20 protein-coding genes are annotated in these 25,513 nt (G+C 48.1%); 11 read left to right on the top strand and 9 right to left on the bottom strand.

Annotation, left to right across the window (positions count from 1 at the left end; genetic code table 11):
• Window positions 1–2: 2 nt before the first annotated feature.
• Genes fliJ through fliF form a run of 5 tightly spaced genes read right to left on the bottom strand, consistent with a single transcriptional unit; the run spans window position 3 to window position 5,271 of the window.
• Entirely contained in the window at window positions 3–443 is a 441-nt protein-coding gene (gene fliJ / locus DZE2538_RS12375) for a flagellar export protein FliJ (RefSeq protein ID WP_012884231.1), read from the bottom strand.
• Window positions 444–451: 8 nt separating this feature from the next.
• A complete protein-coding gene (gene fliI / locus DZE2538_RS12370; RefSeq protein WP_019843828.1) occupies window positions 452–1,822 on the bottom strand; it encodes a flagellar protein export ATPase FliI in 1,371 nt (456 codons plus the stop codon).
• Entirely contained in the window at window positions 1,822–2,583 is a 762-nt protein-coding gene (gene fliH, locus DZE2538_RS12365) for a flagellar assembly protein FliH (protein ID WP_019843827.1), read from the bottom strand. Before fliH ends, fliI begins: the two co-directional genes overlap by 1 nt.
• Complete coding sequence (fliG, locus tag DZE2538_RS12360) at window positions 2,558–3,550, bottom strand: flagellar motor switch protein FliG (protein WP_012884234.1); 993 nt, start codon at window positions 3,548–3,550, stop codon at window positions 2,558–2,560. Before fliG ends, fliH begins: the two co-directional genes overlap by 26 nt.
• Window positions 3,547–5,271, bottom strand: coding sequence for a flagellar basal-body MS-ring/collar protein FliF (gene fliF / locus DZE2538_RS12355; RefSeq protein WP_019843826.1), 1,725 nt, complete (start codon window positions 5,269–5,271; stop codon window positions 3,547–3,549). The genes fliG and fliF overlap by 4 nt, the downstream gene beginning before the upstream one ends.
• A 332-nt stretch (window positions 5,272–5,603) precedes the next feature.
• Between fliF and fliE the strand changes: the two genes are divergently transcribed.
• A complete protein-coding gene (gene fliE, locus DZE2538_RS12350; RefSeq protein ID WP_012884236.1) occupies window positions 5,604–5,918 on the top strand; it encodes a flagellar hook-basal body complex protein FliE in 315 nt (104 codons plus the stop codon).
• Window positions 5,919–6,371: 453 nt separating this feature from the next.
• On the opposite strand, the gene fliT is transcribed toward fliE, so the two are convergent.
• The 3 genes from fliT to fliD all read right to left on the bottom strand — a co-directional run bounded on the left by fliT (window position 6,372) and on the right by fliD (window position 8,697).
• The gene (fliT, locus tag DZE2538_RS12345; RefSeq protein ID WP_023640162.1) at window positions 6,372–6,734 is read right to left on the bottom strand and encodes a flagellar protein FliT; all 363 of its coding nucleotides are present in this window, start codon (window positions 6,732–6,734) and stop codon (window positions 6,372–6,374) included.
• Window positions 6,734–7,144: a flagellar export chaperone FliS gene (gene fliS / locus DZE2538_RS12340; protein ID WP_023640161.1), complete on the bottom strand. Its 411-nt coding sequence runs from the start codon at window positions 7,142–7,144 to the stop codon at window positions 6,734–6,736. The genes fliT and fliS overlap by 1 nt, the downstream gene beginning before the upstream one ends.
• A gap of 98 nt (window positions 7,145–7,242) precedes the next feature.
• Entirely contained in the window at window positions 7,243–8,697 is a 1,455-nt protein-coding gene (gene fliD, locus DZE2538_RS12335; protein WP_023640160.1) for a flagellar filament capping protein FliD, read from the bottom strand.
• 590 nt (window positions 8,698–9,287) lie between these two features.
• Between fliD and DZE2538_RS12330 the strand changes: the two genes are divergently transcribed.
• The 10 genes from DZE2538_RS12330 to phoH all read left to right on the top strand — a co-directional run bounded on the left by DZE2538_RS12330 (window position 9,288) and on the right by phoH (window position 23,321).
• Window positions 9,288–10,130 (top strand): flagellin N-terminal helical domain-containing protein, encoded by an 843-nt coding sequence (locus DZE2538_RS12330; RefSeq protein ID WP_012884240.1) that lies wholly within the window; start codon window positions 9,288–9,290, stop codon window positions 10,128–10,130.
• 227 nt (window positions 10,131–10,357) lie between these two features.
• A complete protein-coding gene (locus DZE2538_RS12325; protein ID WP_050568733.1) occupies window positions 10,358–13,804 on the top strand; it encodes an O-linked N-acetylglucosamine transferase family protein in 3,447 nt (1,148 codons plus the stop codon).
• 121 nt (window positions 13,805–13,925) lie between these two features.
• Window positions 13,926–15,050, top strand: coding sequence for a DegT/DnrJ/EryC1/StrS family aminotransferase (locus DZE2538_RS12320; protein WP_038915067.1), 1,125 nt, complete (start codon window positions 13,926–13,928; stop codon window positions 15,048–15,050).
• A gap of 107 nt (window positions 15,051–15,157) precedes the next feature.
• Entirely contained in the window at window positions 15,158–16,318 is a 1,161-nt protein-coding gene (locus tag DZE2538_RS12315; RefSeq protein WP_226066642.1) for an ATP-grasp domain-containing protein, read from the top strand.
• Window positions 16,315–17,448, top strand: coding sequence for a Gfo/Idh/MocA family protein (locus DZE2538_RS12310; protein ID WP_038916482.1), 1,134 nt, complete (start codon window positions 16,315–16,317; stop codon window positions 17,446–17,448). The genes DZE2538_RS12315 and DZE2538_RS12310 overlap by 4 nt, the downstream gene beginning before the upstream one ends.
• 193 nt (window positions 17,449–17,641) lie before the next feature.
• Window positions 17,642–18,727 carry an FkbM family methyltransferase gene (locus DZE2538_RS12305; RefSeq protein ID WP_038913705.1) on the top strand — a complete coding sequence of 362 codons (1,086 nt, stop codon included), beginning with the start codon at window positions 17,642–17,644 and terminating at the stop codon, window positions 18,725–18,727.
• Between the two features lie 102 nt (window positions 18,728–18,829).
• Window positions 18,830–20,257, top strand: coding sequence for a hypothetical protein (locus DZE2538_RS12300; protein WP_038916481.1), 1,428 nt, complete (start codon window positions 18,830–18,832; stop codon window positions 20,255–20,257).
• Between the two features lie 343 nt (window positions 20,258–20,600).
• Complete coding sequence (locus tag DZE2538_RS12295; RefSeq protein ID WP_012884247.1) at window positions 20,601–21,323, top strand: RNA polymerase sigma factor FliA; 723 nt, start codon at window positions 20,601–20,603, stop codon at window positions 21,321–21,323.
• Between the two features lie 52 nt (window positions 21,324–21,375).
• Entirely contained in the window at window positions 21,376–21,888 is a 513-nt protein-coding gene (gene fliZ, locus DZE2538_RS12290) for a flagella biosynthesis regulatory protein FliZ (protein WP_012884248.1), read from the top strand.
• A gap of 644 nt (window positions 21,889–22,532) precedes the next feature.
• Window positions 22,533–23,321, top strand: coding sequence for a phosphate starvation-inducible protein PhoH (phoH, locus tag DZE2538_RS12285; protein ID WP_019843807.1), 789 nt, complete (start codon window positions 22,533–22,535; stop codon window positions 23,319–23,321).
• A 67-nt stretch (window positions 23,322–23,388) separates the two neighbouring features.
• Here the strand turns inward: phoH and DZE2538_RS12280 are convergent, their stop codons facing one another.
• Window positions 23,389–24,993: a methyl-accepting chemotaxis protein gene (locus DZE2538_RS12280; RefSeq protein ID WP_038916480.1), complete on the bottom strand. Its 1,605-nt coding sequence runs from the start codon at window positions 24,991–24,993 to the stop codon at window positions 23,389–23,391.
• Window positions 24,994–25,513 lie beyond the last annotated feature (520 nt).

Genomic DNA, 25,513 nt, shown 5'->3' with positions numbered 1-25,513 from the left:
AATTATGTTTTCCTCATTGATGCACGTTGGGCGAACTCATCCATCCGCTTTTGTTCCAGGCGATTTTCGTGCGCCAGCATTTTGGTTTGTTCACGTTGTTGCAGCGTACTAAATGCATTTAACCGCTGTTGTTTTTCCTGCCAGGCTTTCACCGCCTGATCCAAACGTGAAGACCAATTTAATAACTGATGCTGGTGCTGCTCAATCGCTTTTTCCAGAGTCAAAATAAATTGCTGGTAATTCTGCCAGGCGGTATTGGCCATGCCTTCGGTCATTGAATCGCTGAGCCGCTGGCGATAATCATCATGGTAACCTAGCAACATATTCAATTGCTGTTCAGCCTGCGAATAGGCTTTTTGTACCTGGCCCAGATGCGTTGTTGCCGCATCGACTTCCTTTTGGGCTAAATCACGGAGCATGACGAAGGTTGATTGACTACTCATTCGCCCTCCTATCTATTATACGGGAAAATGTTATTGAGTGCCTGACAGGCTTCATCAAATGAACTGCGCTCAAACATTCCCTGCTGCAAAAAATGTTGCATTTGCGGATACAGCTGTATCGCCCGATCAAGCATAGGGTCGCTACCAGCGGCATAGGCACCCACATTAATCAGGTCGCGATTGCGCTGGTAACTGGATAACGACTGTTTGAACTGCCTCACCGCAGAATAATGGTTCTCATCGATTAATGCTGTCATAGCACGGCTAATCGATGCTTCTATATCAATCGCCGGATAATGCCCGGATTCTGCCAACTGACGGGACAACACAATGTGGCCGTCCAAAATCGCGCGGGCAGAGTCAGCAATCGGATCTTGCTGATCGTCACCTTCGGTCAACACCGTATAAAATGCAGTGATCGAACCACCGCCTGAAATACCGTTACCTGCACGTTCTACCAGTGCTGGCAGTTTCGCGAAAACTGAAGGTGGATAACCTTTGGTTGCTGGTGGCTCGCCAATTGCCAGTGCAATTTCACGCTGGGCCATCGCATAACGCGTCAGCGAATCCATAATTAACAATACATGATGTCCACGATCGCGGAAATCTTCTGCGATACGTGTAGCATAAGCCGCACCCTGCATACGCAGCAGGGGAGAGACGTCCGCTGGTGCTGCGATCACCACTGAACGTGCGAGCCCTTCAGTACCGAGGATGTTTTCAATGAAGTCTTTGACTTCACGCCCACGCTCCCCGATTAACCCAACGACAATCACATCAGCTTGAGTATAGCGCGCCATCATACCGAGAAGCACACTTTTACCCACGCCGGATCCAGCGAAAAGCCCCATGCGTTGACCACGGCCAACGGTCAGCAAGGCATTAATAGCCCGAACACCGACATCCAATACATGTTCGATCGGCGTACGCTGAAGAGGGTTAAATGGCGCTGTCATCAGCGGGGCGCTGTAGCCGGTATCCGGCGTCGGCAGACCATCCAGTGGCTTGGCACTCCCGTCCAGCACTCGTCCCAGCAATGCCGGACCTAATGGCAATTGCTTGCCCTGGCTGCTGCCTGACAGGCCAACACGTTCGTAGACACGAGCGCCGGGGATGATGCCTTCGACTTCTTCAAGCGGCATCAGGAACAGTTTCTGACCATTAAATCCGACGACTTCACTTTCAACTTCGTCAACCTGATTGCCGGTTTGCCGTTCAATCAAACAGGTCGAACCTAATGGCATATGCAGGCCAGTTGCTTCAAGCACCAATCCCGTTGCCCGCGTTAGCCGTCCGTAACGGCGTATCGAAGGTGTATTGGTGATGCGTTTTTCAAATGCATCGATGGAAGAAAGCCAACGGGAGAGACGCACTGTCATCACAGTTCTCCCGGCGCAGCCAGTCGGCAAAGTTCATGCCAGCGTGTGGCAATGCTCGCGTCGAGATCCCCTTCTTCAGCGCTGACTTTGCATCCACCGGGATGTAACTGGTTATCCGCCAACAACCGCCAGCCATGCAGACTGAGGGTTGGCCCGAGGTGCTGCTCTACCATCTCCAGATCTGAAGGGTGCACCCGCAACTGCGGTTTACCGCTAAACATAGGTTCTTGCTGAATAAGCTGCTGTATTTGCCCCATCAGTGCGGTGCCGTCACAAACCGGCGATTGACCAATGACCTGTCTGGCGGCGGTTAAAGCCAGTTGCATCAGCCGTGAAACGATGACGCTGTCAAGAGAATCCAATGTTTGCTGGAATTCATTGACCATTTGCTGCATCTGGGCAATAACCGGCTGCTGCTGCTGAACTGCATTTTGCAATCCCTGCTGTGTACCCGCCTGCAGTCCATCCTGATACCCTGCTGCGTATCCCTGTTGTTTGCCTTCAGCAAACCCGGTTTCGCGAGCCTGTTGCAGTACCTGTTCACGCAATGTTGCCAGGTCATCCTGCGGTTGCTGAAAATCAGACATAGCGAAAAAGCCGTTATCATCTTCCGATGACACCGGGGTTGACGCGGAAGAGGGCGCAGCCGCTGTTGCCGCCTCTTTAACTGCAGGGGCGGTAGGGGCGGAAAGGTCATCCAGCTTCCACGGTTGCCAGTCAAGATCACTGGAAGAATTAGACAAACGCGTCATCACCACCACCGATAATCATTTCTCCGCTGTCTGCCAGACGACGCACAATAAGCAGAATGGCTTTCTGTTCGTTTTCCACCTGAGACATACGGACTGGGCCACGGGTCGCCAGGTCGTCGCGCAGAATTTCTGCCGCACGCTGCGACATGTTGCGCAGGAACTTCTCGCGTAGCGGCTGCTCGGCGCCTTTCAGAGCGATCAGCAAAGACTCGGACTCCACTTCCTGCAGCAGACGCTGGATACTGCGGTCGTCCACTTCCACCAGGTTTTCGAACAGGAACATTTCGTCGATAATTTTTTGCGCCAGTTCGCCGTCGAATTCGCGTACTGCATCGATAACGGCTTCTTCGTGCTGCGTTTTCATCAGGTTGATGATTTCTGCCGCAGTACGAACACCACCCATCTTACTGCGTTTGAGGTTTTGACCATCCAACAGTCCGTTAAGCACTTCGGTCAATTCCGCCAGTGCCGACGGCTGCACGCCACCAAAGGTGGCGATACGCAACATAACGTCATTACGCATACGTTCATCGAAATGCGCCAGAATATCCGCCGCCTGTGCACGTTTGAGGTGCACCAGAATGGTCGCGATAATCTGCGGATGTTCGTCGCGAATAAGGTCAGCAGCGCTTTGCGGTTCCATGAAGTTGAGCGTTTCCATACCAGTAGACGTTTCTTTGCTTTCAAGAATGTCTTCCAGCAGGCTAGAGGCACGCTCTTCACCCAGCGCTTTAACCAGCACAGAACGGAGGTATTCGCCTGCATTGACGCCCAATGCGGCATACTGCTCAGCTTCAAGATCAAACTCGCGTAGCACTTCCAGTAACTCAGACTGAGATACCTGCTTCATGTTGGCCATCGCAGCACTGAGATGCTGAACTTCACGCGTTGAAAGGTGCGTAAATACTTCCGCTGCACGATCTTCGCCGATGGTCATTAATAAGACGGCGCTTTTTTCTGTACCTGTCAGACTCATAGTTCGTTACTCATCCAGTGGCGGATTACCAGTGCGACAACACGAGGATCGTTCTCGGCCAGCTCACGAATACGCTGGCTGTGCATCTCGGCATGAGCCCGCTGTTCGGATTTCTTCTGTATTTCCTCTTCCATTGCACTGATGGTGACGGAGACATCCGAATCCTGACCACGCAGCGCAGCAGCAGCCTCGGCAGCTTGTTGTATCTGAGTACGTCTTTGCAACTGCGGACGCACCAGTTTGCGATACATAATCCAACCAACAATCAGTACCAGCAGCCAGCGGCCTGCTTCAATCAGCAGATCGAAGAATGCTTGTTTCTTCCAGAAGGGCAGTTCACCCGCAGAAGTGTCAGTGACGGTGAATGGCGTGTTGACTACGTTCACGGAGTCACCACGATCACTGGAGAAGCCCATGGATTCACGTACTAACGCTTCGATTTTCTTGAGCTGTTCATCACTGAGCGCTGCTGGCTTACCATCTTCGCCTTGTGTGTAGTTAACTACTACGGCGACAGACAAACGCTGAACGCTTCCAGTGCTTTGTTTGGTATGGCGAATGGTACGGTCAACTTCATAGTTGATTGTCTGATCACGACGGCTGTTGAATGTCTGGTTTGCCGAATTGCTTGCCGATGTTTGGGTATTGTTCCCCGTAGCATTAGCGTTGTTCGCGTTATTGGTATTGTTAGCGTTATTGGCATTATTCGCGTTGTTTGCCGGCGGTGTTGAAATAGGCGCTGTCGGCGCTGGGGTCGGGGTATTAGACAGCGCGCCAGGCACACCACCTACATTCGGCCCACCACGCTGGTCGCTTTGACTGGTCTGCTGAGAACGTACCGCGGCCTGATTGGGTGTCTGGTTCGGCTGATATTGTTCATCAGTCTGTTCACGATTGGCAAAATCGATTTGAGCAGTGACCTGCGCATGTACATTGCCCGCGCCGACTACCGGAGTCAGGATGGCTTCAATGCGGCGCTGGTAATTACTTTCTACCTCGTTGGCATATTTCAACTGCGCGGCATTCAGATCACGTCCCGAACCATCGTTTTGCGTCAGCAGTTTGCCTGTCTGATCAACGACGGTCACCTTGTCGGCGGGGAGTCCGGCTACGCTGCTGGAAACGAGGTAGGTAATCGCGTTGATTTGGCTATCATCCAGTGCACGGCCTGGTTGCAGTGTGACGGTAACCGCTGCAGAGGGAGATTTTTGCTCGCGTACAAACAATGAGGGTTTAGGAATAGCCAGGTGAACGCGAGCACTCTGGATTGGCCCCAGCGTTTCCATGGTTCTTGCCAGCTCACCTTCAAGGGCTCGCTGGTAATTAATTTGTTCGCTGAACTGGCTGATACCGAATTTTTCTTGATCGAGCAGTTCAAAACCGACTGCACCACCTTTCGGCAGACCTTGCTGGGCCAGTTTCAATCGGGTTTCATAGACTTTGTCTGCCGGGATCAGAATGGCTGCACCGTTTTCCGCAAAGCGGTAAGGGATATTCATTTTTCCCAGTTCGGAAACAATGCTGCCACCATCGCGCTCGTTAATATTGGTATAGAGCACGCGATAATCTGGGCCACGAGCCCACAATGACAAGGCGACAACAATAGCAATCGTTGCTGCCGCAGCAATCAACAAAGGGATTTTAGGATTGGCACGCAAACGGTTGAGTATCTCGCCAAAGCTTTTCCCACCGGTAGCGGCTCCGGATGTTAAGGCGTTCATACTCTATCTCTGCCTGGTTGCTGAACGATATGGATAACGTTGTAACGTAACAAAACAGAACTCCCTGATTGCGCAATCATAAAAACTCATCACCGACATTTACCGGCATGCCATTATTTTCCGTAACGCGAAAATTGATGGGTCGATAAGCTGGCATTTTTAATGTCATTTATACGATTTACTACCTTACGGATATGATAGCGTAGTAAACCGGTAAAGAGATGTATGTGAAATAAACTGCGTTACCAGCGGTTTTTTCTTGCTGGTGTTATGTATGTTTATAATTTATTTCGTTTTTATTATGTTCTCAATCTTTAGTTGAGGAATAGAGCATGTCTATTCAGGGTATTGATGCGGTATTGCAGCAAATGCAGGTTACCGCAACCAAAGCTGCCGGTGGACTGGATTCCACTGCAGCGTCGCAGTCTGGCTTTGCCAGTGAGCTGAAAGCTGCAATTGAGAAAATCAACGAAACGCGCACACAAGCTCAGGCACAAGGCGAGGCGTTTACGTTAGGTAAGCCGGGGGTTGCCCTGAACGATGTGATGATTGATAACCAAAAGGCTTCCATTGCTTTGCAGATGGGCGTTCAGGTGCGCAACAAACTGGTGTCAGCCTACCAGGAAGTGATGAATATGACGATATAATCGCAAGTCAATGATTTTGCGATGCAATCCAGGAGCGTTATATATTGCGCTTTTGTATCAGGGTGAATAGTCACTGGCTATTCACCCTGATTTTTAAGAAAAATGTATGTACCTAAAATAATTCGAGTTGCAGTACAACACGCCAGCGTGTTGAACAACGTCACGCGTTGGCCCTTTAGAGCCCTGTAACGTAGCGATCGAGCGACAAATTCGTTGGGAACGAATTTGACCAGCCAACGGCTGGCCTCCGGTGAGAGACAGGATGTCTCTCATTTCATCCCCAGGAGCTTACACAAAAAAATGACTGGGGTGAGTGACAAATTGGCATAAGTCTATTTGAACGCAGCCAACGCACCTGTAACTTGAAGTATGAAGGGTATAGTCATAAATATCGTAGCGATGAGCCCGTTCTTAGTGGTCAGGGCTCGTCAGTGAATAAGGCGGCGGTGTTAATCAGGACTGGGGTTTCCCAGGAAGAATATCGTTGGAAAACTCGGCGTATGTATTATTGACTGATTTTTGGTTTTGAGACTGCTGGATCAAGACTGCCAGCTCTTGCATTCTGTTTTGTAGCAGTTCCTTCACCTGCGCTTCCGTATCCAGTATATCCTGAAGCAGTTGCCGGAACTGTAATTGCACCGTGCTGGGGATATTGGCAGGGACTGTAATCTGGCTGATTCTCTCTATTGACTGAATATAAACAATTTCCTGTTCAACAACATCATCCCATAATCCATTGAGGGCCATGGTTTTGATATTCCGGATGAGTGTGAGTAACCCCTGATACTCAGTTAGTAATGGAGAGAGATTTTCCATTAGCGCGTTTCCGTCGTTGATTGATAACCCGGCCCAATTTGTTTCCATGCATCCGCAATGTTATCAAGGAGAGCTTCCACTTCCATAATTGCCTGCAAATCATTATTAATATTGGCATGCAATAATCGACGCACCATGTAGTCGTAAAGGTCGGCAAGGTTTTCTGCCAGTTCGCCGCCGTTTTCCATATCTAATCCGAGCTTCAAGCCATTACTGATGATATCAATGGCTTTAGATAGCGCATTCCCTTTGCCGACGACGTCATTCTGCTCAAGAAGAATTCTTGCCCGGACAAGTGCACTTTTAGTCCCGTCAAATAGCATAACGATCAGATGATGTGGGCTGGCGCTCATTACTGCGCTTTCCACACTTACCTGAGCATACGCCTGACTGGCACTCTTTCTATACATGACCATGCGTTGAATAACCGATTAATAATGATAAAAAATAATACTTATCGTTATCTGACGTGCTACAAAATAGAGCACGTCAGATACATCTGGGCTAATTAGCTGCTGCTGGTTTTATTAAACTGCTGTGTCAGGTAACTACTGGTTGACGACAGTGTAGACAGCAAAGTGTTGAGCTGGGTAAATTGAGTCTTATAGCGACTCATCGTCGCATCAATACTGTCCTGAATACTGGCAAGCTGTTTAGTTACGGTTGCCTGACTCGTCTTGATGCCAGCCTGAGCTGATTTGATCAATCCATCACTTGAATCCAGCGTCTTGCTCAGATAATTCCCTGCCTGGGTTGCGAATCCGGTAGTGGAGCCGTCGCCGGTGAGGAATGTCGTTACACTACCCGCGCTGGTTTTGAGTGTATTTGTCAGTTTGGTGTTATCGACAAGCAGTTTGCCGTTATTGGTTGGATCCTGAGTAATTCCCAGGTCAGCCATGGTATGCAGACTACCACTACCAGTTTGTAGGTTGGTCATCAAACTCTGTAACTGTCGTTGAATGGTACGAACGGTACTGTCACCAACCAGTGCGCCGTTACTGGCAGATTGGCTGCCGCTACTTTGCTCGGCTGCAGTCGGTGCAGTGTAGTTAGTCTGCTTGCTTATAGTATCCAGTACGTTGTTGTAGGCTGTGACCCAGTTCTGGATTGCTTGTTGTGTACCGGTAGCATCTGAGGAAATGCTCAGACTTTCTGCAGATGAACCGGTCGTTGATGCTGCTTTAAGATTCAGCGTTACGCCAGTGATAGCGGTAGTCACCGTATTGCTTTGGCTAGTGACCGACATGCCATTAAGCGTAAACGACGCATCTTTGGCGGCTACCTGTTCAGTGAAACTACCCAGCGGGCTGGACAGGTTACCGCTTACGGAGATAGTCATTGCAGATTGCGTACCGGTATTTTTTGCGGTCAGCATCAGGTAGTTGCTGGTGCCGTTATTAATGATACTGGCGCTGACGCTGCCACCGGCATTGTTAATAGCGTCACGGATATCATTCAATGACGTTTTGTCATCCGTTAAAGTAATACTCAGAGGGGTCGACTGGCCAGGCTGAGAAATTGTAATTGTACTGCTGGTGCTAGATGTGCCGCCGGACACCAGAGCAGTCGAGGCACTGCTAAAAGCCCCTGAGATTTGCGACTGTGCCTGAGCCAGGTTATTAACAAAAATGCTATAAGTCCCGGCCACAGCGGTACTGTCTGTGCTTGCACTGAATGCCGTGTTAGTGCTTGTCACTGCAGTCGATGTAATATTCTTTATATTCTGCAGTGTTGTGGTTGCAGTCTGCAGACTCTTCATCGACGCTTCGACTGCGCTATAAGCAGTTGCTTGTGCGCTCAGCGAGGTTTGTTTGTTTTGGTAAGGGGTCAAACGCTGTTCTTCGACAGTTTGCAGCTTGGTGAGCAGAGAACTCAGGTCGAGTGAGGAACCACTGACCGAGGTACCCAAGTTCATACCTATCGAAGAGATAATGTCTGCGTTACTGCTAACCGTCGTAGCCATAGGAATACCCTTGCATTGAAATTGTGAACTGACAATCTTATCGGCACTGTATCCGAAAAGTTTACGGGCGTAATGTAAATTTCAGCGTAATCGTTAATCGCCTTGATTTCCATCACACCAACATACTCTGGTGACTCTATCACGGTATTATGAACGTAATGCAAAGAAACAGTACTGCGTTGGTGCTCATGGCCGGGCAAGTGGTACATCGGATGTCGTGCGTCTGGACACTGGCTATCAATCAAATAGTACGCGTGTTTTCCATCCATGGTCTTTTGATATGACATCAGCAACGAGACATCAACAAAGGCGATGTGTAATTGTGTATGGTGAACTTTTATCCGGTTGGCCTTTTAGATGGTCTAATAAGCCGCCATTTATATAAGATGTACGTGGTTAGCGTATTCTATCATCGCCTTTTCCCCTTCATCTCATCTTTGCAAAGGCCGTCCAGTCTGGGTTTTTAAGGGATCAGCGGAAATTTCAAAAAAAACTAAAGGTTGTTTTACCCCGGCCGATACAGTTAGTGACGGTGATGACACCGGGGGCAACAGCCCATCCCCATTAATAGAGATGAAAGGAATACAATTATGGCAGTCATTAATACTAACAGCATGTCGCTGTTGGCCCAGTCCAACCTGAACAAATCTCAATCTTCCCTGCAGACTGCTATCGAACGTCTGTCCTCTGGTCTGGCTATCAACAGCGCCAAAGACAACGCAGCAGGCTCTGGTATCGTTAACGGCATGACTGCTCAGATCAAAGGTCTGACCCAGGCTTCCAAAAACGCCAACGACGGTGTGTCTCTGGTTCAGACCGCTGAAGGTAACCTGGACACCATCAACGACAACTTGCAGCGTATCCGTGAACTGGCCGTACAGGCAGCGAACGACACCAACGGTACTAACGACCGTTCTGCAATCCAGACTGAAATCAACCGTCGTGTTGACGAAATCAACCGTGTTGCTGCCAGCGCAAACTTCAACGGCAAAAAACTGCTGGACGGTTCTGTTACCGCTACTGGCTTCAACATTCAGGTTGGTGCTGGTACCACTTCTAACGACTCCATCTCTGTTGGTAGCTCTGCACTGATCAACGCAACTGCTGGTGGCCTGGGTATCACCGCTACCAATACCGACGTATCTAATGCTGCTGGCGCTACTGCACTGGTTGCGGCAATTGATACTGCTCTGCAGACCGTCAACACCGCTAAGGCAAACATTGGTGCGACTCTGAACCGCTTCCAGTCTACCATTGACAACCTGAGCAACACCATCAACAACCTGAGCGGTGCTCGTAGCCGTATTCAGGATGCTGACTACGCGACCGAAGTATCTAACATGAGCCGTGCGCAGATTCTGCAGCAGGCTGGTACTTCAGTACTGGCTCAGGCTAACCAGGTTCCGCAGACTGTTCTGAAACTGTTGCAGTAATCTCGGTTTACGCAGTGATGAATTCAGAAACCAACCCTTCGGGGTTGGTTTTTTTATTCTGTGATGTTATCGCGATAAATAAAATTATCAGAATAAAAATCGACTTCTTAAGCGATGAAATAGGGAAGTTATAATTTGATGCTCAGAGGATTGGTGAAAAAGGTTTTCTTATATACTGGAAGCAATTTTATCTCCGCATAAAGTATTGAAGGAAATGCCTTGTGACCATGCCAGATACACAGCCTTTAGCGAATAATACTGACCTGGGTGAAGATACTGGTAAAGCACCACTGAGTTCGATGTCACCTCCCATCCCTCACACTGCCCCCTTTCATTTGCAAGCCACAGCACATCTTTACGGCATCAAGTCCGCTGCGCCGGAAAAGGCGCGTGTACTTGAGATTGGGTGTAAAGATGGTGGCAATTTGTTGCCTTTTGCGCTGGCAAATCCACAGGCGCAGGCTGTCGGGGTCGATCTTGATGCGGAGCAAATTGAAAAAGGCAACGGACTGATACAGCAGCTCGAATTGGAGAACATTGCATTATTCGCACTGGACCTGGAGTCTCTACTGGCCTGCGATCCTGGGACATTCGATTACATTATTATCCACGGTTTGTTTAGTCTCATTGGCGGTGAAACGCGAGATGCTTTGCTGCGATTCTGCCATCAGCATCTGACAACTGAAGGCATTGTCTGCTATTGCTACAATACTTACCCAGGATGGAAAACCGGCGAAATTCTACGGGATGCTATTCAGCTTCATAGCGGTCTTGCTAGCGATGAACAGACGGCGAATGCCAGTGCCCGAGCCATGTTGACCTACATGTCTTTAGGGACTGCGCCGGATAACCCTCAAAATGCCGCACTGAAATCGTTCATTGAACAAGCTGAAAAACAGTCTGATGTAGACTTCGCGTTGCTCTATCTACAAGGGCTGAATCAGCCTTGCTATTTTGTTGATTTCTATTCACAAATTACGCAGGCTGGCTTCTCCTATGTAGGAGATGTTCGCGCATACACCGAGCTGGCGGAGCATTATGGCGATCAGGTTTCGCATTTGCATGAGACGATTTGCCCTGAAAATACGGTCTATTTGCGCCAGCAGTATCTGGATTTCGCTGTCAACCGTTCTCAGCGTTTTAGCATACTGGTTCCGCAGGAACGCGCAGGCGATATCCTGTCCGGGCCTGATCTGGCAAAACTTGCAGATTTCAATTGGGCTGGAAATTTCCAACGTGTCAGAGCCGATGGCAATAGAATATTAAACGCCCACACCTCCAGTACCGGCGAAACCATCAGTACTGACAACCCAGTGGTTTTAAGTATTCTCGATGCGTTAGGTGAGTCTTGGCCTGCCAGCCTGAGTCTGGAACAATTGGTCTTTAATACGCGTTTCCCGGAAAAAGAAACGGATAATCACCAGCAGGATGTGCTGGATGCGCTCAGAAGTTTGTTTGCAAAAGGGATCGACGGTGTTTACGTTCGGATAGGGAATTGTCCTTATCGTAACAGCCGACACAAGACGCTGACCGGGTTGCCAGGGCTTGCTACAACTGACCTGGCATTCAATTTTTGGCATGAGCCGGTTTCACTCGATAGTGATGAGCGACTTTTTCTGCAGCATTTACCCCCATCGCTTAAGGATAACGACAACGCCTTTTATAGCCAACTCTGGGCGTTACGTAATAAAGGCGTGGTATGGGGAACGCCACGGGCATGGCGAGATTACCTGCAGGAAGCGATAGTAAAAGCGGATGCCACGCAGGTTGCCGTCTATATTCAGTCACTGGTGGTGTACGTCAGTGAAACGAATGCGGGTGGCTTCATCGAACCAGAAAAGCCCGTGACACATAAAAAGAATAAACTACAGGATAAGAATCCGCTTAGTCGCAAGGTATACGAAGAGATGGATCGCCTCACTGCGCTGGGGCATTTCGCTGAAGTCAGAACGAAAGCAGAAGAAATTATTAGTACTTACCCAGATAACCTGAGTGTCTGGTACCCCTTCGTGAATACCTATGTGCGCACCGGCGATTTTGATGGCGCACTGGGCGTCATTACCCGGGCCATCGCATTGATGCCTTTTAACTGGGATTTCTATGTCGATTTATCGGTGTGCTTCTGGAAAAAGAATGAATGGCACCATGGCATGGCACTGACCAGAAAGGTACTGCGTTGCGATAAGCGAAAAGGACTGGCATGGGATACGTTGGCGGTATTGTTGAACATTACCCATAACCTTGATTCGGCGTTTATTTGTATGGAAAAAGCACTACAAATAGACCCTGAAAACCCCAACTTTATCAGCCATATGGGGATGATTTGCCATAATCTGGGCCGTAAGGACGCCATCAAGTATCACCGTAAAACGATTGAATTGATGCCAGAGGCGTTCCATCTGTACAGTAACTTGTTACTGGGGCTGTCCCATGATGTCGACGTGACGCCGCAAGCGTTGTATCAGGAGCATGTCTTATTTGGTAACCGCGTTGAAGCCGCTGCTGCGAATTATCATCAGCACTTTAGTTATATACAGAACAAAGATAGCCAACGCCCGTTACGTATTGGTTTTATTTCCGGCGATTTTGGTGATCATCCGGTAACTAACTTCCTGGAACCTATCTGGAATTCGCTTGATCGCAATCTATTCTCTCTTTACGCCTATTCAAGTTTTCAACGTAATGATGCAAAGGCTGAAAGTTTAAAACAGACTGCGGCCAATTGGCATAACGTCGATAAGATGGGCGATCTGGAATTGGCGATGCTCATCAATCAGGATGAGATAGACATCCTGATCGATCTGTCCGGCCATACAGCGTATAACCGCCTGCCTGTTTTAGCACTGAAGCCTGCACCGATCCAGATGACCTGGATTGGTTATCCCGGCACCACGGGGATGAAGACGGTTGACTACATTCTGCTTGATGTGCATTACCGTCAAGGTGGGGCACTGGATCCGTATCTGACAGAAAAAATCATTTATTTGCCCTCGGTTAAATACTTTGAGCCAGTTAAAGACAGCCCGGATGTAAACGAGCTTCCGGCCTTAAAGAATGGCTATCTGACGTTTGCCAGTTTTAACCGCCCGCAGAAAATTTCTGATGAAACACTGGCTTTATGGGCTAAGGTCCTGACGACGATACCGAATTCTCGTCTGATCATGGGATACATGACGGGCCAGGAAACAATAGATTATTTCCGTACGCGACTGCTTGAGTGTGGTGTCAACGAGGAGCAGCTATCTTTCCGCATGCGAACCGGCCTGAAAGAGTATTTGGGAATGCACCGCGAAGTGGATCTGCTGCTGGATACCTATCCGTATACCGGCGGAACGACGGTGAGTCATGCGGCCTGGATGGGGGTTCCTGTACTGACCCGTGAAGGGGAGTCTATTGCCTCACGACAAGGCAGTGTCACGATGCGCATTCTGGGGCTGGATGATTTTATCTCGACGAGTGAAGACGAGTTTCTCCAAAAGGCGTTGTACTGGAGCCAGTCGTTGGAAAAACTGAGTGATGTGCGTGCCGGTATTCGGGGACGCATTGCCGCCAGAATGAATTCCGTCCTGTCTCCGTCTGTGTATTTCGAACATGCGATACGTAATGCATGGCAGATTTATTGCGAAGGAAAAGAGCCCAGCTCATTCAGCATTGACTGGGAAAGTGAGTCATAAAACTGACGAAGGTACCGCTGTTTTCGTCTGTGTGGCAAGGTGTGGCGGGAGCAGTGATAGCGATAAAAAATAGATAACGCTGCGTTATGCATGGCGACATAAGCGCAAGGACAGGTGAATGATGAGCAAGAATATCTATGTAACGAGCCCTTTACTGCCTCAGCTTGATGAGTTTATGCCTTATCTGGAAAAGATATGGGATAACAAGTACCTGACAAATGGTGGGCCTTTTCACCAACAGCTTGAGCAGGTATTGGCCGAGTATCTGGGTGTTAAGCACCTGTGCTTGTTTACCAATGGCACGCTGGCGCTGCTGACGGCATTGCAGGCGTTGCGTATCACTGGTGAGGTTATCACCACGCCTTATTCGTTTGTGGCGACATCGCATTCGTTATTGTGGAATAACCTGAAGCCTGTCTTTGTGGATATCGATCCGGTCACCTGTAATCTAGATCCTAAAAAGATCGAAGAGGCGATTACGCCACTTACGTCCGCTATTCTTCCTGTGCATTGCTACGGTATTCCTTGTGATGTGGATAAAATTCAGGAAATTGCCGATGTATATGGTCTGAAAGTGATTTATGACGCAGCGCACTCTTTTGGCGTAAAAAAAGAGGGAACCAGTATTCTGAATTACGGCGATCTCTCTATTCTGAGTTTTCATGCAACTAAGGTATTCAACACCATCGAAGGCGGTGCGATTATCTGCCCTGATGCGAAAATGAAGAAACGGATTGATTATCTGAAAAATTTTGGTTTTGCGGATGAAACGACTGTTGTTGCGCCCGGTATTAACGGCAAGATGAACGAAGTGCAGGCCGCGTTTGGCTTACTGCAACTGAAATATATTGATCAGGCGCTGGAAGATAGAAAACACATTTATCACTATTATCGTGACGGGTTGGCCCGGATTAATGGTTTAACAACGCTGAGTGTACCTGACTCAATTGACTGGAATTATGCCTATTTCCCGCTCTTTATGGATGATTGCTCATTCGATACTCGAGAAAAGCTATATAGTGCGTTAAAAGCGCAGGGCATTATGTCTCGCCGGTATTTCTATCCGTTAATCAGCAGTTTCCCAATGTACCGTGGTATTAACAGCGCGAGTGCCGCTAACTTGCCTGTAGCGACGAATGTGGCCAACTCAGTATTGTGCCTTCCTATTTACCCAGGGCTGGAAACTGAAGACCAGGATCGCATCATTGAGATTATCGAACGCACGTTGAATGAAAACGTGTGTTAATGAACCGCTCTCCTTATCGCGACTGAACGCGAGCAGGGGGCTTATCTCCTCAGGAGATACCTGAAATTTTGTAACAGAGAATGGATATGTCTACGATAGATGCCTTAATGCTTGATGCCGGTTTTTCTGCGTTACCACTGCTGGAAGCGTGCCTGGAGCAGGGGATTGCCATCGGTGTGTGTAGCGGTAAACCGGGCGATCCAGGTCATATCCGTGCAACCCGGTCGATTGTTGAAGATTATTCGGACAAAGAGGCAATTCTCGGTATTGTCAGAAAGGAAAATATTAAAATTATCCTGCCTGGTGTGACGGATGTGTCTTACGAAACCGGGGCCTGGGTTGCTGAATCATTAGGTATGCCGGGTTTCGATTCGGTTGAGACAACCAACATTTTGCTGAGAAAGGACGAATTCCGTACTTATGCTCAGCGCAAAGGCTTACCTGTTCCTACCGCGGTACGTGATATTGCCTGTGCCGGAGAACTTTCGTACCCGATTTTAGTGAAGCCTGTGGATGCCTATAGCGGGCGTGGCATTACGTTAGTCCAATGTGAGCAGGATATTTTACCTGCTTACCAGATGGCGGCATCGGCGTCGGCAAGCGGTCAAGTCGTGATAGAAGAGTTCAAACAAGGCTCATTGCACAGTCACTCTGCCTTTATTCGTAATGGAGAGATAGCCTGTGAGTTCTTCGTTAATGAATATTGCACCGTTTACCCTTATCAGGTGGATAGCAGTTGTATTGCCCATCAGATGAGTGAAGCGCTGAAAAATGCTGTGAGCGATTGTATTAACAGCATTGTTGCTGATCTGAAATTATGCGATGGCTTGCTGCATACACAGTTTATTGCCAATGGTGATAACTTTTGGCTGATTGAGCTAACCCGACGTTGCCCGGGCGATCTTTATTGCCAGCTGATTCGTTATTCCACAGATGTGCCGTATGCAGAATATTTTGTGGCGCCTTTTTTATCGTCATCCACGATATTTGCCAATAAGCGACCGCCTGCCCACCACTATGTCGCCAGACACACGGTATCGGTATCTGAAAAGACTATCTTTAACGCGTTGCGCTATCACCAGTTGCCCGGTGAGTTACTGGAAAGTGTTTTATTGAAGAAAAGTGGTGAAATGCTGAATCCGGCTCCAGGTGATCGCGCTGCGGTGGTCTTTATGACCTTTTCTGATCAAACTCAGTTGTTAGGTAATACCGAGGGTCTGAAACATCATCTGACGGTGAGCCACTCTTTTCTGGGAAAAACGAAATGAAAAGTATAACCAGCTCCGGGGGAGCACTCAAAATCGGGTTCATCGGTGGTGGTATTAATTCGGCGATTGGCGAGACACATAAGATCGCTTCGCAAATGGATGGCCATTTCGAACTGGTGTCGGGTTTCTTTAGTCGTCATGAGAATATTAATCAGCAGACTGCCGCCAGCTGGGGAATCCCTGAGGATCGCGTATATCGTGACCTGGATAGTTTCTTACAAGCGGAAGCCAGTAAACTGGATGCGGTCGTTATCCTGACGCCGACACCGACGCATAAAGATATTGTTATTGCCTGTATTGAACATCAATTGCCGGTCATTTGTGAGAAATCGTTAGCCACTAATGTTGAAGAGGTCGCAGCCATTCAGCATGCTCTGGAAAAAATGAACGGAACCTTGCTGGTTACCTTTAACTATTCTGGCTACCCGATGGTTAGGGAACTGAGGCAGCGTATTGCCAGTGGTGAGCTGGGCCAGATTAGACAGGTGATGGTTGAGATGCCTCAGGAGGGATTTCTGCGCCATGTCAAAAGTGGGGCGGTACCTCGCCCACAAGACTGGCGGCAGCATGATGGTGTGATCCCTACCGTGTCATTAGATCTGGGCGTTCATGCTCATCAGATGGTGGATTACATTATTGGTGAGCAGGCCCAGGACGTGTATGCCGTACACCACCGTTTTGGCGAGATCCCTGATGTTGTGGATACCGTTCATTGCATTTCCGGTTATACCAACCAGGTTGTGTGTAATTACTGGTACACCAAAGCGGCGTTGGGGTGCCGCAACGGTTTACGTATCCGGATTTACGGCAGCAAAGGGGCGGCGGAATGGTTACAGATGGATCCTGAACATTTGAAACTCAGCAATATCAATGGCATTTCCAGCGTAATAGACCGAACTCACCCAGATAATCTGGTGGCGTCACAAGCGCGATACCACCGTTTTAAAGCTGGGCACCCGGCTGGATTTATAGAAGCGTTCGCCAACTATTACGAGGACATCGCTTCTTATCTTAAAGACGGCGCGTGTGAGTATGTGTTTGGTAGCGATGTTGCGATGAGGGGGATTCGCTATCTTCAGGCCGCTGCCACCAGCGCGCATAAAGGAGAAAAAGTGCGGATCACGGAATAAGCGATGCCCTGATGAAATATAAAACAATGTGTTGCTGATTTTGTACTGTATCGGTTTAGAGATCACCCGGTGTTATTACTGTCACTAAACTTTTACTGGTAAAACTGCGATGACGGATAACAGCCATGTCAGAGCGGTGCATGATGAGGGTGATGACTCATGGCGATATCAGAAGGTATTGGAGAGAAGACGAATGAATACAACCAGTAAGCCCGCGGCAGTTAATAGCGCAACAGCTAACTTTTTTGAGCGGTTTACCCGTGTCGATGGGACTAAGCGCTATGTATTGGGCGTGAACCCGTATGCAGAAGCGGTCGCCAGAGTCGCACCGGTTGATGGTTTTATTGACGAGTACACTACCCTAACGACATGGTTAGGCAAGCCGGTGCTGCGCCTGAATCAAGTCGAGAAAGACAGCATGGTGGTGTCTGCGGTGACCAATTCTCGTCCTAAAACTGGCGTAGCGAAACTGAGAGCGGCTGGCGTCAAAGAGGTGATGGACTATTTCGCGTTTGCTGATCTGAGTAACGGTACCGTTCCACAGCTTGAATGCATCACGGACATGCGCAAAGAACATGCGACCAATACCGCGAAATTTGAGTGGATTCGTGGGTTGCTGGTAGATGATGAGTCTCGCCAGGTATTTGACGATATTTTGCGTTTTCGTCTTGAAGCCAATCTGTCAGCCATCGAAAAATATGATTTTTGTGTCGACAGACAGTACTTCGAACCATTTGTCGCATTTTCCGAGGGCGAAGTCTTTGTCGATGGTGGTGGGTTTGATGGTTTTACCAGCCTGGAATTTGCTAAGCGTTGCCCAGAGTATGGCAGTATTCATTTCTTCGAACCGGGCAGTGATACCCTGGTGTTAGCGAAAGAAAATATGCGTGATTTGCATAACGTTAACTATCATCTGCTGGGGTTGTTCGACCGGAATACTACGCTGAGCTTTTCTTCGGGTGACGGTTCAGCCAGCCATATTTCGGAAGACGGAGATGTGAAAATTGAAGTCGCGACGCTGGATAGCGTCGTGAATGAACCGGTCAGCTTTATCAAACTTGATCTGGAAGGAGCGGAAATCGCCGCATTAACCGGAATGAAACAGCATATTCTGGATGATCATCCGAAGCTGGCGGTGGCGGTTTATCATTATCCTAGCGACTTTTGGAAGATCCCCGAATATATTCTGAGCCTTCGGAGTGATTATCGCATTTATTTGCGTCATTACACCGAAGGGTGGGCTGAAACCATTATGTTCTTTATCCCTGTGGCCGACTGACACGTCCTTATTCGGGTGATGGTATTAATCACCCGAAAAGACATTCTGTTATATGTATGGTCATGTTGCTGTAACAGTAAATACAACAATTGAAGGTTGTTTATGGCGGATTACACGCAGGTAAAATCAACACATCAATACTATCGGGATGTGTTCAGTCGTGAATTGATGATTGGCAGCATTGGTGATTTGCCGAAAAAAATTGTTCTTGATGTCATCGTCAATAGAAGCAGCGATCTCTATGCCCTAAACAAAAATCTGGCCGCCAGTCAGAGCAATTTACCCGAGGCCCAGGATCGCGCATTAAAATTACTGCTTAATGCGATAGCGCTGTCTAATCTGTCTTTGGATGAAAAGTGGGACGGTCAGCAGGTACGTATGCCGACCGAATACATTAATAGTGTTATCAGCTATCTTAGCGATGTGCTGGAGTTGGCTCCGAATATTGAGTATTTAGTTGCATCGATCCAGCTTCTTTTCCGTATTGGCGCGGTAGAGCAGGCGATTGGACTCATCGAGAACAATTTAGATACTCTGCAAGATGTGCCTGTTATCTTTAAGATTTTACTGCTTACTTGTATTCTGGAAGAGGATTACGAGTATGCATTCTTACTTGTCAAAAAAATGACGGCGAACTCCTATCTTATTGGTGAAGATCCGTTAGCTTTATTGATGGTTGTGTCGACCATATTCAAAAATGGTGGTTACCCCGACTCCTATATTGATTTTAGTTCACTGATATCAAAAACAGAAGATATCAACTACGATCATTATCAATGGCTACTGAAAAGAGAGTTAGATAATGATAAGCCTACTGTATTGATTGCCTGTGATATCAAGTATTACCATCAGCATGCTGCGTATCTGATTTACTCTCTTTACGAGACGAACCGTGAAAAATTCAATGTGCATCTGCATGTTTATAATATTGATGATGCAACGGCAGAAGATATCAAAACCAAGCATGCCCAATTTCCTGAGTTAAATATTTCTTGTACATCCGAATTCATTGCTGATGTAACGGGTATCAATGTGCACTACGCTTGCAGACGATTTGTTGCGGCCAATTATCTGTTACCTATCATGAAAGGCCCGTTGATCGTTGTCGATGCAGATTGTCTGATGAGAAATGACTGGCAATTTGTCGGACATAAAATAGGAAGCGCTGACATTGCTTTGACGAAAAGTGAGAGTGCACCGTTCTGGGAAAAAGCGATTGCTGGGTTTGTTTATCTAAATGGTGGTGAGGAATCCAGACGTTTCGTCAAAAAAGTTGCGCTTTTTATATGGAATAACTTGATGAAAAATAACGCCGTCTGGTTTTTAGATCAGGTCGCGTTATCTGCTGTCCTGGATGGTATTGGAAAGTCGACCCATATATCACGTATTGATGCTTCTTTTGTCTGTGATGTTAATCACAGGGAAGGCTCATTTTCCTGGGTGGTGACGACTATCAAGGATGCCCAAAATCGCTATGCAGAATATAAAGATTATCTATCTGAAAAGTATGGTAATAAAATTAATCACTAAAGTCAGTCGATGATTGGGAATAAGGTGGTGGTTTACACCACCTTATTTAGCATAAAGCGGATTGTAGAGTAATAGCAGTCTGATTTTTCCTTCATCATGACAATTATTGTGTTAATAGTTTCTTTCATTATCAGTCAGTAACTGCACATCAATATCACAAAAAATGCGCCTTTCCTGTCGGGGTAGGTATCCACCTTGCGCTATAGCCGCTACAATTTTCAGAAATGGGAAATTGGCAGCATATCTGAAAAAAGCCTTTTTTCTGCACCTATTCTTCCGATTGTCATAGTATGCTAAACGCATAATGATGTTGAGCACCTTAATTTTATAGGTATTTATCACTGTGAGCGAACTGTATACCGCTGAAGGCACAATGGATAAAAATTCATTATGGAAGCGCTATGTTCCGTTGGTGCGCCATGAAGCCTTGCGGTTGCAGGTTCGTCTTCCGGCAAGCGTTGAGCTTGATGACCTCCTGCAGGCAGGGGGCATTGGGCTGCTCAGTGCCGTAGAGCGTTATGATTCGTTGCAAGGTACGGCATTTACTACCTATGCCGTGCAACGTATTCGTGGCGCGATGCTGGATGAGTTGCGCAGCCGGGACTGGGCGCCACGTAGTGTCAGGCGTAACGCCCGGGAAGTGGCTCAGGCAATGCAGCAGGCTGAACAGTCACTCGGCCGGGCCCCAACCGAACAGGAAGTGGCCCAAACCCTGAACATCTCGTTAGAGGAATATCGTCAGATTCTGCTGGATACCAACAATAGCCAGCTGTTTTCTTACGATGAGTGGCGGGAAGAGCATGGGGATAGCGCTGAGGCGTTACTGGAAGGGAATGAGGATGCCAATCCATTAAACCTGTTGATGGACGTAAATCTACGTCAACGGGTGATGGACGCGATTGAAAACCTGCCGGAGCGCGAAAAAATGGTGTTGACTCTCTACTACCAGGAAGAACTGAACCTGAAGGAAATCGGTGCGGTTCTTGAGGTGGGTGAGTCGCGCGTTAGTCAGTTGCATAGCCAGGCGATAAAGCGTCTGCGTGCAAAATTAATGAGTGACGTTTAATTTGGAGCACACAGACATGTAGTTGTACCACCCTACAGTCAGGAATGGACTCATGCCTCAATCAACCAGGAAGAAGCAGCTTCTTAGCCGTTACTTGAAGGACTTCAAACACAGACAAACACACTGCGCTCATTGCGCCAAAGAACTGGATCGTGTGTCGCTGGTATTTCGTGATCAGCTCATCAACAAGAAGTCGATTGCCATGATGGATAGACTGATTGACAACACGATCTGGGAGTCTGTGCAGGAAGAACTCATCCCGCTATGCCGTTTTTGCAGCGAGGTCTCCTGCAATACGCACGCCAATTACTTCGATATCAAAGCGTTTACACAGTATTTGATAGAGCAGACAGAAGTGCGACACAGCACGATGCGTGAATATGTCATTCGCTTACGACGTCTGGATGAATTACTGTTGGCGAAAAATTACCCACAGGAAAGTTTCACCTCAGACGGTAATATTCAGCAGCGTGTCTGCGATTATTTACCTGATATCGAGCAAAATACATACCGCAGCGCTCTGCGCAAGTACGATCAATATCTGCATTGGCAGAAACATTACTAACCTCCGAACTCCTCCGTCAACTGGCGGAGGATATCTCCCCAGCACGCGTCCCTTGTGTGACTCATCGAATATATACCCGCCATCATTCAGGTTACTGGCGCGTTGCCCTGCAACTCGAGTAATTTGGTATAGCTTGCCTGACGCAGAGTGGGCGCAATATAGAGTTTTATGTTATGGCTATGCAAAAATACTTGCCATGAAGGGGCAAAATAGAGCACTGTCATCGTAATGACATCTAAGGACGGTAATTTTACCCCAGATGTCGGATGCCTGATGCGGTCAATCATTATTCATCCGAATAGTTATTGTCACAGTGAGGAACGCGAATGGTAGAGTCCTTCCCTGGACGGAATAGTCAGCAAATTCGCCCGTTTCTGCCGCCTTATCAAGGCGGAGGTTCTCTCTCCCGCTCCGTTTTTTCACTGTCTCCCGGTTGTTGTGATAATCCCCATAGAGCGATTTCCGCTCCATTCACTTATGCCAATGTCGAACGCACATCTTCGCAAGAGGAGCGGTGTCGGTTATGTATTGGTTTTCGTCATTTCCAACGCTACGGCTTAATAAGGAAGCCAAACCTCATTTGTGAACAAAACACCGTCGATCTCAGGTCGTTCGGTCAGTGAAACAAACTGTAAGGTGCCACTATGGGAAGACAAAAAGCAGTGATCAAAGCGCGTCGTGAAGCCAAACGTGTTATCAGACGTGAATCGCGCAGTCATCGTCAGCGTGAAGAAGATTCGGTCACTTCTCTGGTTCAGTTGGGCGGCATTGAAGCTATCGGTATGGCGCGTGAGAGCCGTGACACCTCAATAATTGAGGCCCGAAACCCGGCGCAGGAACACTACTTGTCTGCAATAGAAAATAAACAGTTAATCTTTGCCACTGGCGAGGCTGGTTGTGGCAAAACGTTTCTCAGTGCGGCCAAAGCGGCTGAAGCACTGCTTCATAAAGAGGTTGAACGCATTATCGTGACACGGCCGGTCTTGCAGGCTGAAGAAGATCTTGGCTTCCTGCCGGGCGACATTGCGGAGAAGTTCGCGCCGTATTTTCGCCCTGTCTATGACGTGTTGCAACGTCGACTTGGCTCCTCTTTCCTGCAGTATTGCCTGCGACCGGAAATCGCTAAAGTGGAAATTTCGCCGTTTGCCTACATGCGTGGGCGGACGTTCGAAAATGCCGTAGTGATTCTGGATGAGGCCCAGAACGTTACCGTCAATCAGATGAAGATGTTCCTGACACGCTTGGGCGAGAACGTGACAGTGATTGTTAATGGAGACATTACCCAGTGTGACTTACCTGCTGGTGTGAAATCCGGTCTGCGGGATGCGCTGGAGCGATTTACGGAAGACGATATGGTCAGCATCGTGACCTTTGGTAAAGAGGATTGTGTGCGCTCGGAATTGTGTCATCGCACCCTGGTGGCCTATTCCTGATACCAGGCCTACATCCAAGTAAAAAGGGTTGCTCGCGCAACCCTTTTTTATCGCTATACCTGACGACTTAGCGGTGGCTCAAACGTAGGTGACCGGCACCACTCATGGTGTGTGAGTCAGTAAAGTGTGCGCTCGTTTCGAGTTTGAAAACTTCGACCGACTGACGCAACTTGGTTGCCTGCTCGTTCAGTGAGTCTGCGGCCGAAGAGGCTTGTTCCACCATGGCGGCATTCTGCTGTGTGACGGCCTCCATCTGGTTAATGGCGGTATTGATTTGGGAGATACCGCGACTCTGTTCTTCTGAAGCCAGCGAGACTTCGTTGACCAGGTTGGACACGTTTTGAATCACGCCCTTCACGTTGCTGATAGCATCGCGGACTTCATCGGCTTGCACCGCACCATGTTTCACCGCGGAAATCGCACTATCGATCAGGTTTTTGATCTCTTTGGCTGCAGACGAAGAACGCTGCGACAGTGTACGAACTTCACCAGCGACCACCGCAAAGCCTCGGCCATGTTCACCCGCCCGGGCTGCTTCCACCGCGGCATTCAGCGCCAGAATATTGGTCTGGAAAGCGATGCCTTCAATCAGGTTGGTGATATCGGCAACTTTGGCGGAGCCGCTGGCGATATCTTCCATGGCATGCATCATACGTTGTACGGCTTCATCACCGTGCTGAACCGCTACACTTGCCTGCTGGCCCAACTTGTTGGCCTGTGCCGTATTGTCGACGTTACTTTCGATCGTGGATGAAATCTCATGCATGCTGGCGGCTGTTTGTGCCAGAGACGAAGCCTGCTCTTCTGTGCGGGCAGAGAGGTCTTCATTGGCTGCGGCAATTTCACCGGATGCCGTCGATACACTTTCACTGGCAGAACGAACGTCGGACAATACCATCGCAAAACGTTGGATCAGATTATTGAACGCGCCTGATGTCTGGCCAATTTCATCATTTTTACTGGCATCGGCATGCAAGGTCAGGTCCAGGTTTTCACTGACGGTGATCAGCGTCTGGCGTAAGGCATTCAGGCTGTTGCGCACGTAACTGATAATTACCGTGGAGAAGGTGCCGGCAACCAGTAATGCCACCACAATCAAGCCAACCAGTCCGAAGAACGCTTGCTTGAAGCTGGTATTATTTTGCTCCTGTAGTCCACCAGCCAGCGTGACGTTATAGTCGTACTGCTCCTGGAACCCTTTCACCAACTTTTCCTGTGCCAGAGTGAGGTACCCCTGAGAGGAAAAAGCCTTTTCTGCTGCCTGCGTGTCGGTTTGTGATTGCTGGAACAGCTTATCTTTCGCGGCACGGAAATCATTCAGGTATTGCAGATTATCATTCGCCATCTGTAAATCTTTGGGATCAGAAATCAGATCCTTTTTGTAAATGGCATTCAGCTTTTCCACTTTGGCGAGTGAGTCATCGAGTGCACGTTTTAAGGTATTCCGTTGTTGTTCTTCTCGGGTCAGAAAGATGAGTGCCAATGCACTGCGAGCATCATTTAATGCATTATTGGACCGCACCAGATTGTCGAGGCTGGGTAAGGTATTCACCATCACATATTCCAGACGGTCCTTTGACTGGCTAAGTGATTGAAGCCCAAAGCCACCTACGCTAATCAATGCGAGGGCGAAGATACTGATTACGATAGCTAGTTTTTTTACGATAGTCATGTTGGAATACTCCGCCAAGGAAATACACGATGGTAAAAATACAAGGGTACAATGTTCTTTCAGAAATAAATTTATTTTATTTAGATTAAGTGAACATTAATGGAAATAAAAAACCGCTTTGTATTTTCTTCCACCGGTTAAGTATAACCTGAGTGACTAATTATCGTTTTAACTTTTTTGTTTTACATCAATGTTTTGTCTGTTTAATTCACCAGATACCGTTTTGTTTTGCTCGGAAGATATGAGTAAGACAGGTGTATGGAGCGGATTATTATATGAAATAAACGTTAATTTTATTCTGATACAAGAGAAACGGTGTTTTATGATAAGTACCGATATTTCTCTCATTCACCAGGTGACGACATATTGCGTTTAACTGTCTGGGAGAAGGAAATGTCTGGTCGGGATTGACTCGCGCGTGGCGCTCGCCCTGCGGGCCGCCTGCAGCGGTCCAAAACGGTAAGGCTGTTTTGTCGAACCCTGTCGGGGGCTCTCATCCGTCCCATCATCGGTTAAAAGC

The organism is Dickeya zeae NCPPB 2538 (assembly GCF_000406165.1).
GTDB lineage: Bacteria > Pseudomonadota > Gammaproteobacteria > Enterobacterales > Enterobacteriaceae > Dickeya > Dickeya zeae.
The sequence above is the reverse complement of the archived record's forward strand: the minus strand, read 5'-3'. Positions and strand labels throughout refer to the sequence as shown.

Excerpts from the sequence above, each read along its gene's own strand:
- fliJ (WP_012884231.1), bottom strand. The coding sequence starts at position 443 with ATGAGTAGTCAATCAACCTTCGTCATGCTCCGTGATTTAGCCCAAAAG.
- fliI (WP_019843828.1), bottom strand. The coding sequence starts at position 1,822 with ATGACAGTGCGTCTCTCCCGTTGGCTTTCTTCCATCGATGCATTTGAA.
- fliG (WP_012884234.1), bottom strand. The coding sequence starts at position 3,550 with ATGAGTCTGACAGGTACAGAAAAAAGCGCCGTCTTATTAATGACCATC.
- fliF (WP_019843826.1), bottom strand. The coding sequence starts at position 5,271 with ATGAACGCCTTAACATCCGGAGCCGCTACCGGTGGGAAAAGCTTTGGC.
- fliE (WP_012884236.1), top strand. The coding sequence starts at position 5,604 with ATGTCTATTCAGGGTATTGATGCGGTATTGCAGCAAATGCAGGTTACC.
- fliT (WP_023640162.1), bottom strand. The coding sequence starts at position 6,734 with ATGGAAAATCTCTCTCCATTACTAACTGAGTATCAGGGGTTACTCACA.
- fliS (WP_023640161.1), bottom strand. The coding sequence starts at position 7,144 with ATGTATAGAAAGAGTGCCAGTCAGGCGTATGCTCAGGTAAGTGTGGAA.
- fliD (WP_023640160.1), bottom strand. The coding sequence starts at position 8,697 with ATGGCTACGACGGTTAGCAGTAACGCAGACATTATCTCTTCGATAGGT.
- DZE2538_RS12330 (WP_012884240.1), top strand. The coding sequence starts at position 9,288 with ATGGCAGTCATTAATACTAACAGCATGTCGCTGTTGGCCCAGTCCAAC.
- DZE2538_RS12325 (WP_050568733.1), top strand. The coding sequence starts at position 10,358 with ATGCCAGATACACAGCCTTTAGCGAATAATACTGACCTGGGTGAAGAT.
- DZE2538_RS12320 (WP_038915067.1), top strand. The coding sequence starts at position 13,926 with ATGAGCAAGAATATCTATGTAACGAGCCCTTTACTGCCTCAGCTTGAT.
- DZE2538_RS12315 (WP_226066642.1), top strand. The coding sequence starts at position 15,158 with ATGCTTGATGCCGGTTTTTCTGCGTTACCACTGCTGGAAGCGTGCCTG.
- DZE2538_RS12310 (WP_038916482.1), top strand. The coding sequence starts at position 16,315 with ATGAAAAGTATAACCAGCTCCGGGGGAGCACTCAAAATCGGGTTCATC.
- DZE2538_RS12305 (WP_038913705.1), top strand. The coding sequence starts at position 17,642 with ATGAATACAACCAGTAAGCCCGCGGCAGTTAATAGCGCAACAGCTAAC.
- DZE2538_RS12300 (WP_038916481.1), top strand. The coding sequence starts at position 18,830 with ATGGCGGATTACACGCAGGTAAAATCAACACATCAATACTATCGGGAT.
- fliZ (WP_012884248.1), top strand. The coding sequence starts at position 21,376 with ATGCCTCAATCAACCAGGAAGAAGCAGCTTCTTAGCCGTTACTTGAAG.
- phoH (WP_019843807.1), top strand. The coding sequence starts at position 22,533 with ATGGGAAGACAAAAAGCAGTGATCAAAGCGCGTCGTGAAGCCAAACGT.
- DZE2538_RS12280 (WP_038916480.1), bottom strand. The coding sequence starts at position 24,993 with ATGACTATCGTAAAAAAACTAGCTATCGTAATCAGTATCTTCGCCCTC.